Source organism: Intrasporangium sp. (assembly GCF_039812505.1).
Lineage (GTDB): Bacteria > Actinomycetota > Actinomycetes > Actinomycetales > Dermatophilaceae > Intrasporangium_A.
The window spans coordinates 1-8777 of record NZ_JBDIAQ010000144.1; the positions used below are offsets into that span (position 1 = coordinate 1).

At 71.7% G+C, this 8777-nt stretch carries 10 protein-coding genes; 5 read left to right on the top strand and 5 right to left on the bottom strand.

Translation table 11 applies throughout. The features are described from left to right. The 3 genes from WMI84_RS14855 to WMI84_RS14865 all read right to left on the bottom strand — a co-directional run. A partial coding sequence (locus tag WMI84_RS14855) for a class II fructose-bisphosphate aldolase (protein WP_347354502.1) occupies positions 1-689 on the bottom strand: 689 nt, incomplete at its 3' end. Further along, a complete protein-coding gene (locus tag WMI84_RS14860; RefSeq protein WP_347354503.1) occupies positions 686-1639 on the bottom strand; it encodes a hexose kinase in 954 nt (317 codons plus the stop codon). The genes WMI84_RS14860 and WMI84_RS14855, both read right to left, overlap by 4 nt. After that, positions 1636-2547 (bottom strand): ROK family protein, encoded by a 912-nt coding sequence (locus WMI84_RS14865; protein ID WP_347354504.1) that lies wholly within the window; start codon positions 2545-2547, stop codon positions 1636-1638. The genes WMI84_RS14860 and WMI84_RS14865 overlap by 4 nt, the downstream gene beginning before the upstream one ends. Before the next feature lie 289 nt (positions 2548-2836). Here WMI84_RS14865 and WMI84_RS14870 point away from each other — a divergent pair, with 289 nt between their 5' ends. From WMI84_RS14870 to menC, 4 genes are all read left to right on the top strand, one after another. After that, positions 2837-4297, top strand: a complete 1461-nt coding sequence (locus WMI84_RS14870) for an amino acid permease (protein WP_347354505.1) — start codon at positions 2837-2839, stop codon at positions 4295-4297. Further along, positions 4294-5199: a universal stress protein gene (locus WMI84_RS14875; protein WP_347354506.1), complete on the top strand. Its 906-nt coding sequence runs from the start codon at positions 4294-4296 to the stop codon at positions 5197-5199. Before WMI84_RS14870 ends, WMI84_RS14875 begins: the two co-directional genes overlap by 4 nt. Positions 5200-5265: 66 nt before the next feature. Continuing rightward, complete coding sequence (locus WMI84_RS14880; protein ID WP_347354507.1) at positions 5266-6093, top strand: GNAT family N-acetyltransferase; 828 nt, start codon at positions 5266-5268, stop codon at positions 6091-6093. Further along, complete coding sequence (gene menC / locus WMI84_RS14885) at positions 6093-7208, top strand: o-succinylbenzoate synthase (protein ID WP_347354508.1); 1116 nt, start codon at positions 6093-6095, stop codon at positions 7206-7208. Before WMI84_RS14880 ends, menC begins: the two co-directional genes overlap by 1 nt. Before the next feature lie 200 nt (positions 7209-7408). Here menC and ddaH read toward each other — a convergent pair whose 3' ends face one another. Next, positions 7409-8194 carry a dimethylargininase gene (gene ddaH, locus WMI84_RS14890; protein WP_347354509.1) on the bottom strand — a complete coding sequence of 262 codons (786 nt, stop codon included), beginning with the start codon at positions 8192-8194 and terminating at the stop codon, positions 7409-7411. Between the two features lie 68 nt (positions 8195-8262). Further along, positions 8263-8475: a hypothetical protein gene (locus WMI84_RS14895; RefSeq protein WP_347354510.1), complete on the bottom strand. Its 213-nt coding sequence runs from the start codon at positions 8473-8475 to the stop codon at positions 8263-8265. Between the two features lie 93 nt (positions 8476-8568). On the opposite strand from WMI84_RS14895, the gene WMI84_RS14900 reads away from it, so the two are divergent. After that, positions 8569-8777, top strand: a 209-nt coding sequence (locus tag WMI84_RS14900; protein ID WP_347354511.1) for a hypothetical protein, incomplete at its 3' end; no start/stop codon positions are given.

Here is an 8777-nt window from a genome sequence, read left to right on the forward strand (position 1 = left end):
GTCGCGATGTTGACCTTCGTCATCCCGGCTCGGACCGCCGCAGCGAGACCGTCGTCGTCAACGCCCGAGGAGCCGTGCAGGACCAGCGGCACGGGCACCGCGTCGCGGATCCGCCCGATCAGCTCGGTGTCCAGCCGCGCGGTGCGCTCGACCATGGCGTGCGAGCTGCCGACCGCGACCGCGAGCGCGTCCACGCCGGTGTCTGCGACGAACTGCGCGGCGTCGCCCGGGTCGGTCCGGGCGCCGGGGGCATGCACCCCGTCCTTGCCGCCGACCTCGCCGAGCTCGGCCTCGACGCTGACCCCGGCTGCCCGGCACAGCCGGACCACCCGCTTGGTCTCCGCCCGGTTCGCCTCGTCGGGCAGCTTCGACCCGTCGTACATGACAGAGGTCAGGCCGAGGCGCACGGCCTCCTCGACGAGGTCGACGTCCTCGGCATGGTCGAGATGCACGACCACCGGCTGTGTGCACGTCTCGGCGATCGCCATCGCGGCCAGCCCGACCGGCCTCAGCGCGCCGTGATAGCGCACACAGTTCTGCGAGATCTGCATGACGACCGGCAGGTTCGTCCGCTCGGCAGCCTCGGCGTAGGCCTCGGCGTGCTCGAGCTGGATGACGTTGAACGCCGCCAGGCCGCGGCCGGCATCGCGCGCCTCGGCCAGGACGGTGGTGAGGTTGACGAGGGTCATCTGCGGCTCTCCTTCACTTCGACGGCCTGTTCGAGCCGGGCGACGTCAGCCGGGTCGACTGCTCCGGCGACCGGCTGCAGCACGGCGGCCGCCGACCAGGCCACCCCGCGGCGCAGGGCGCGGCCCCAGGCCTCGGGTCCTTGCGGCAGCCCGCCGGCGTCCTCGAGCTCGGCGGCAAGTGCCGCGGTCAGCGCGTCGCCGGCACCGGTCGCATTGCCGGACAACGGTTCCGGCAGTCGGGCGTGCAACGCGACGTCCGCGTGCAGCAGATGCAGACCGTCGGCGCCGTCGGAGATGACTGCGGCCCGCGCACCGGCATCGACGAGGGCCCGAAGCAGTTCCGCGATCGAACCGGCACCGCTGCCGAGAGCGGCCACGGCCGACTGGGCCTCTACGCGGTTGGGCTTCACGAGAGCCGGCTGCTTCGCGAGGGCGGCCACGAGCGGCGCCCCGGCCGCATCGACGATCACGGGCACCCCTCGGGCCGCGCCGATCCCGGTCACGGTGGCGACGAGGTCGACCGGCGCGTTCTCGGGCAGGCTGCCCGAGATCGTCAGCACGGACCCGGCGACGCAGAGCTCGGAGACGGCGTCGGTGAGCGCCTGCCAGACCGCCGCCGGCTGGGGCACCCCGGCCTCGTTGAACAGGGTGGCCTCCCCCGCCGCGTCGACGACCGCTATGGATCGTCTGGTCGCACAGGGCGACTCGACCAGATGGTGAGCGATACCGCGGTCGCGCAGGTCGGTCTCGAAGAGGGCACGCTCGCCGCTGCCCACCGGGGCGAGGGCGACCGAGTCCCGGCCCATCGCCGTGAGGACGGCGGCGACGTTCAGGCCCTTGCCACCTGCTCGCTCGTGAACCGAGGCGACCCGGTGGGAGGCGCCGAGCGTGACCGCGTGAACGGCATACGTGATGTCGATGGCCGGGTTGGGCGTGACCGTGACGATCATCGGGCGACCAGCTCGAGGGCGATGGTCGCGGCGCCGAGGGCTCCGGCGCGGTCGCCGAGCGCGGCGGGGGCGACCCGGGCGAGGTCTCGCCCACCGAGCCGGCGGGTGAGCCCGGCGCGGAGGGGGTCGAGCAGGGTGGCGCCCGCGCGCACCAGGCCGCCACCGACGAGGACCAGCTCGACGCCGACCGCGGCGACGACCGGTGCGACGACGAGGGTCAGCGCCTCGACGGCCTCGTCCCAGACCCGGATCGCCGCGGGATCCCCGGCCCGGACCCGCGCGGCGACCTGCTCGGCGTCGCCGGCGAGCCCGGTGGCAGCGGACCAGCGTCGGCCGATGGCCCCCGCGCTGGCCACCGCCTCGAGGCACCCGCGCCGTCCGCATCCGCAGAGCGGGCCGTCAGGTATGACGTTCACGTGGCCGATCTCGCCGGTCCACAGCGAACCGGTCACCGGGCGACCCCGGGCCAGGACCGCGCACGCGATGCCGGTGCCCAGCGGGACGAACAGCACGTTGTCGCAGCCTCTGGCCGCCCCGAGGCGATGCTCGGCGAGCAGCCCGGAACGCACGTCGTGGCCGACCGCGACGGGAACGTCGACGTGCGCACCGATCACGCCTCGCAGGTCGAGGTCACGCCAGCCCAGGTTTGCCGACCAGACCCCGATCCCGGCCTCGTCGTCGACGAGGCCGGGGACGACCACCCCGACCGCGACCGGCGCGCCGGCGCCCGCGGCGGTCAGCTCGGCGACGATGTCAGCGGTCACGGTGCCGAGGCGTTCCCCGAGCCGAGGCGGCGTGGGGCGCACGGTGTCGGCGGCGACCGAGCCCTCCGGCGTCGCCAGGACAGCCTTGATCCGGGTCCCGCCCACGTCGATACCGACGACCATGTCCTGCACCACGGCAGACATCCTATGTGTATCCATGCATGGTCAGCCATCTAGCCGATCAGATTCGAGCAGCGGTTCTCAGAGGCGCCCAGCGGGCGGCGACAGCCCGAAGCGGGCAGCTGGTGCCTATCCTGCGGCCCCGGCGACGCCGCCACTCCTGGCGTCTGCCTTGTCGTGTCGCCAGGGTGTGCCGCCTCGAGCGGGCCCGTCACCGGCGGCGAGCCGGCGGACCCGGTTGGGAGGCCACCCTTGACACTGGCTCGTACGATCCACGAGTCTCGGGACCGCAGCCAGACGATCGGAGAGTGCGATGGCATCGCTACGAGAGCAGGTCCTGCGACGCAAGTCCGTCACGGAGATATCCGCCGAGACCGGCGCCGATACGGACAAGAGTGAGCTGTCCCGGTCGATCGGGCTCTGGCAGCTGACCTCGATCGGCATCGGCGGCACGATCGGCACCGGCATCTTCTTCATCCTGAGCGAGGCCGTCCCCGTGGCGGGCCCAGCGGTCGTCTGGTCCTTCGTCATCGCGGCCGTCGTCGCGGGCCTGACCGCGGTCTGCTACGCCGAACTGGCCGGCGCGGTGCCCGTCTCGGGGTCGTCGTACTCCTACGCCTACGCCACGCTGGGCGAGCTGACCGCGCTCGGCGTCGGTGCCTGCCTGCTGCTCGAGTGGGGCGTCGCGGGCGCGGCCGTCGCCGTGGGCTGGTCCGAGTACGTCAACCAGTTCCTGCAGAACCTGTTCGGGTTCGAGATCCCGAAGGCGTTGGCCAACGCTCCCGAACAGCACGGCATCGTCAACCTCCCCGCGGTCCTGCTGGTCGTCATGTGCAGCCTGCTGCTGATCCGGGGGGCCAGCGAGTCGACGACGATCAACGCCATCATGGTCCTGATCAAGATCGGCGTGCTGATCATGTTCGTCTTCATCGGCGTGCAGGGCTGGAACTCGGGCAACCTGGTGCCCTTCGCGCCGCATGGCTTCGGCGGCGTCACCGCGGCAGCCGGGGTCATCTTCTTCTCGTTCATCGGCCTGGACGGCGTCGCCACGGCAGGGGAAGAGGCGAAGAACCCACACCGCAACCTGCCGCTCGCGATCATGATCTCGCTGATCGTCGTGACCATCATGTACGTCCTGGTCTGCCTGGTCGCCGTGGCGGCCCAGTCGACAGCCAACTTCAAGGGCCAGGAGGCCGGCCTCGCGCAGATCCTGATGGACGTGACCGGGGCCAAGTGGCCGGGCACGGTGCTGGCCGCCGGCGCGATCATCTCGATCTTCAGCGTGACCCTGGTCTCGCTCTACGGGCAGACCCGGATCCTGTTCGCGATGTCGCGCGACGGCATGGTCCCCCCGGTCATGCACAAGGTGAACCCGCGCACCCTCACCCCGGTGCGCAACACCACCATCGTCGCGATCGTGGTCAGCGTCCTGGCGGGCTTCATCCCGATCAACTTTCTGGCCGAGATGACCAGCGTCGGCACCCTGGTGGCGTTCTTCACCGTCTCGATCGGTGTCATGATCCTGCGCCGCACCGCGCCCGACCTGAAGCGCGGGTTCAAGGTGCCGTTCTACCCCGTCACGCCCATCCTGTCGGCGGCCGGCTGCATCTACGTCATCCAGGGCCTGAAGCCGATAACGCTCCTAGTCTTCGTCGCCTGGATCGCCGCCGCCATGGTCTGGTACTTCCTCTACAGCCGGCACCACTCCCACCTCGGCCGGCACGAACACGTCGGCCTGATCGCCGACGCGCCCGAGGGCGTGGACGGGCGATGAGCATCGTCGTCGGCTACCCGGCCAACCGGCGCGGGCACGCCGCGATCAACCTCGGTGCCATGCTGGCCAGGTCCACCGAGCGGGACCTCGTCGTGTGCACCGTCGTGCCGGCGCCCTGGATGCCGGCCAACGCCCGGGTCGACAAGGAGTACCGCCTCCGGCTGGAGCACCTCGCCGAGCACGCCCTCGAGCAGGCCCGGGCGGACCTGCCGGCCGGGGTCAGGGCCGAGTTCGTGGTGCATCGGGCCCGGTCGGCAGCCAGCGGGCTGCTCGAGGTCGCCAAGCGGCACCAGGCCCGGTTCGTCGTGATCGGCTCGTCGACGGCCGGGATGTTCGGTCACATCACCCTCAGCAGCGTCGCCGACCGGCTGCTGCACAGCTCTCCGGTCCCGGTGGCGCTGGCCACCCGCGGGTTCAGGTGCACCGCCGAGGACCGGGCCACCCGGGTCACGGTCGCCTACAACGGGTCGCAGCTGGCCAGCCAGGTGGTCACGGCCACCCGGTTGGTCGCCTCGTCCGCCGGGGCTGCGGTGCGACTGGCCGCCTTCGCGGTGCAGCCGGACCCGCCTGACACGGTCCTGCTCCGGGCCGAGTCGGAAGGCATCGTGGACGAATGGGCGGCAACCATCCGATCGGCCGCCGCGCGTGACTTCGCCGCGCATCAAGAAGGCTCACTGCTCACCGACGGAACCGAGGTCGTCGTCGGCCGAGGGCGCAACTGGGGTGAGGCGCTCGAGGACATCGACTGGGACGAGCACGAGCTGCTCGTCGTCGGCTCGAGCCGGTTCGGACCGGCCTCTCGCGTCTTCCTCGGGGCCCGCGGGTCCAAGATCGTCCGGCACTCCCCGGTGCCTGTCGTGGTCGTCCCCCGGGCCGCCGCCAAGGAGGTGGACGAGCCATGACGGACGAGTCGGCCCGGGTGGTCGTCCTCGATGCCGGGCACGCAGCCGCCGACCTCGCCGAGGCAGGTGTCACCCATCGGTAGCGGTACCGAGCCGGGCCGGGCGCAGCAGCTGACCATCGAGCCGGTCGTCGAGATGGAACAGCTGCGCGAGGTCGGCGAGCTGTTCACACAGGTATGGGGACGCAACCCCGACGGTGTGCCGATGCCCAGCGAGATGTTGCGCAGCCTCGTCCATGCCGGCGGCCTGGTCTCCGCAGCGCGGATCGACGATGCGCTCGTCGGCGGCGCCGTGCTGGGTCGCAGCGTGCCCGGCGAGTGCTACAGCTACCTCGCCGCGGTGCGCCCCGGCCACGCCGACCGGGGCATCGGCCGGGCCCTCAAGCTGCAGCAACGGGACTGGGCACTCGCCGCCGGGCTGACCGTCATGGAGTGGACCTTCGACCCACTCGGCGCCCGGAACGCGCGGTTCAACCTGGTCAAGCTGGGCGCAGTGGTGCGCGAGTACGAGATCGCGTTCTACGGTGCGATGCACGACGCGCAGAACGTCGGAGAGGTCGGCGACCGCCTGGTCGCCCACTGGGAGCTGGACAGCGACCGGGTCCGTGCGGCGATCGACGGATCCGGCAGCGACCCGACCGGTCCGTGCGGCACCGTGCTGGCCAACGGGCCTGACGACGCTCCCTTCGCCTGGTTGGACGGCCCGCACCGTTGGCTGCGCGTCCCGCGCGACATCGTCGCGTTGCGCAGTGCCGACCGCGCGGCCGCGAACGCATGGCGGCTCAGCGTCCGGCACGCGTTCACGGCGGCGCTGGCGGACGGCTGGATCGCCGACGGACTCACCCGCGAGGGGTGCTACCACTTCAGTCAGGACCGACCAGGACAGGACGCGTGATGAGAATCGACCATCTCGAGATGCGCTGGGTCAGGCTGCCGCTGGTGGCCCCCTTCCGGACCTCGTTCGGCACGTCCTACGACCGCGACACCTTCCTCGTGCGGGTCGTCACCGACGAGGGCGTCGAGGGATGGTCGGAGTGCGGCGCCGAACCCGAGCCGCTCTACTCGAGCGAGTTCCTCGCCGGCGCGGAGCTGGTGCTGCGTGACCACCTCATGCCCCGGCTCGTCGCCCTCGGCGACCGGCTGGCCGCGCATCTGGTGCAGCCGACCCTGGCTCCGGTCACCGGTCACCCGATGGCCAAGCACGTCCTCGAGACGGCGATCCTCGACGCGCAGCTGCGCGCCACCGGCCTCGGCTTCGCCGACCACCTCGGCTCGGTCCGCGACCGGGTCCCCGCCGGCGTGTCGGTCGGGATCATGGACGAGATCGACGAACTCGTCGCGGCGGTCGGGGGCTACCTGGAGCAGGGCTACGTGCGGATCAAGCTCAAGATCGAGCCGGGCTGGGACCTCGAGCCGGTCCGGGTGATCCGGGAGACCTACGGCGACATCCCGTTGCAGGTCGACGCCAACGCCGCCTACACCCTGCTCGATGCGCAGCATCTGGCCCGGCTTGACGAGTTCGACCTGCTGCTCATCGAGCAGCCGCTGCCCGAGGACGACATGAGGGGTCACGCCGAGCTCGCCCGGCGGATCCGCACCCCCGTCTGCCTCGACGAGTCGATCACCTCGGCCCGGGACGCCGCGACCGCCATCGTCCTGGGCGCCGCCGCCATCATCAACATCAAGCCGTCCCGCGTCGGCGGTTACCTCGAGTCCCGTAGGATCCACGACGTCGCGCACGCGCACGGCATACCCGTCTGGTGTGGGGGGATGCTCGAGACCGGGATCGGGCGCGCCCCCAACCTGGCCCTCGCCGCGCTGCCCGGCTTCACCCTGCCCGGGGACACCTCGGCCTCGGACCGCTACTACCGGACCGACCTGACCGAGCCCTTCGTGCTGGAGGACGGACACGTACGCGTGCCGACCGGGCCCGGGACCGGCGTGGACGTGCTGCCGGACGTGCTCGAGGATGTCACGATCTCGACCAGCACCATCCCCTGGCGGGCCTGAGGGCTCAGCCGCCCCGACCCGCTCGCGGTCACCGACGACCGGACCGCGACACGATAGTCGGCGCCCCGACCCGAGCCCGGCCGTGCGTGGTTGTAGTCGCCCTGGTGACGACAACCACGCACAACCCGGAGCGGCGGCCGGGCGCGCGGCCACCGACGGTCGGACCACGGCACGGCTGTCGTCGCCCCGGCCCGCCTACCTCACTCGGTGCCGACTCGAACCCCACGCATGCGCACGGACAGGCACGTCACGCAGCCCTCGAGCTTCTCGAACTCGGAGATGTCGACCGTTACGGTGTCGTAGCCGCGTTGGCGCAGCAGCTCGGTCGTGGCCGGCGCGCTCGTGGACATGAGCAGCCGGTTGCCACCCAGCAGCACGACGTGGGCACCGTGCTCCTCCGGCACCGCAAGGAAGTGCTCGAAGGTGCCGGCGTCGTCGACCAGGGGCGGGTAGCCGATCACCGTGCCGTCCGGCAGTGCGGTGACGGCAGACTTCAGGTGCAGGACCTTGGTCAGGGGGACCGTCACGACGTTGGCGCCGAACTCGGCGAGATGGCCGGCCAGCTGCGCGATCCCCTCGTCGTTGGTGCGCCCGCCGCGACCGACGAAGACGGTGCCGCCGAACTTGAGCACGTCGCCACCGTCCAGCGTTCCCGGCGCGACGATGTGCGCGACCCGGTAGCCGGCTGCTCGCACCGCCTCCTCGGTCCCCGAGGTCTCCGGCTGGCGCTCCACCGCACCGGGCCGGCTGATGACCGCGAGGTCACCGTAGGTCACCACGGTGTCCTCGACGAACGCGCTGTCCGGACAGTCGGGAGCGGCGTCGACCTCGGTGACGGACCAGCCGGCCTCGGCCAACGCCTGCACGTAACCCTCCCACTGACGCTGTGCCAGCTCGGGGTCGACGGGCTGTCGGGCCACGTGGGTCACCAACCCCTCGGCAAGACGTGGGCTCGGACGGCGGACAAGTGCTTTGTGGACCTCCATGATGCGAGCCTACCGAGGGAGCGGGCGCCCTGAGGTACCGCCTGATGGACACGTGTCCGGCCACTGCCTCAGCCCCCGGTCTGGTCCTCGGTGCCGGTCTGCCGCCGGATCGGCTCACTGGGCCAGTCACTGACGGTGATTCGCACGACCCCTCGCTCGACCTCGCGCAACGGGTCGCCCTCGGACTCCGGCAGCCGTGCCTCGACGCGCTTGCGGTCCCGCTCCTCGGCGAGGTGCCGGTGCCCGGGGTTGAAGATCTCGATGAGCCCGTCCCACGACATGCTTCACGGTATGCCGCCCAGCGCGCCCAGCCGTGGGTTGCGGTCCGCACGGGCCCGGGCTCGTCGGGCCGACGGTCGGAGTACGGTGAGAGGGTGCGCGGCGATCGCGTGGAGGTCGTGATAGATGCGGGCGGCGAGGTCCGCACCTATGACATCGTCGCGAGCCGCAACGGGCGCCGGGTCGAGATCGCGACCGGCCGCGGCATCGTCACGGTCACCGAGGTGACCAGAGGCGGCACCCCGGTGCGCACGGCCCGGTTCATGGCGAACCGCATCCTGGCCCTTGTCGAGCACCCGGCCGC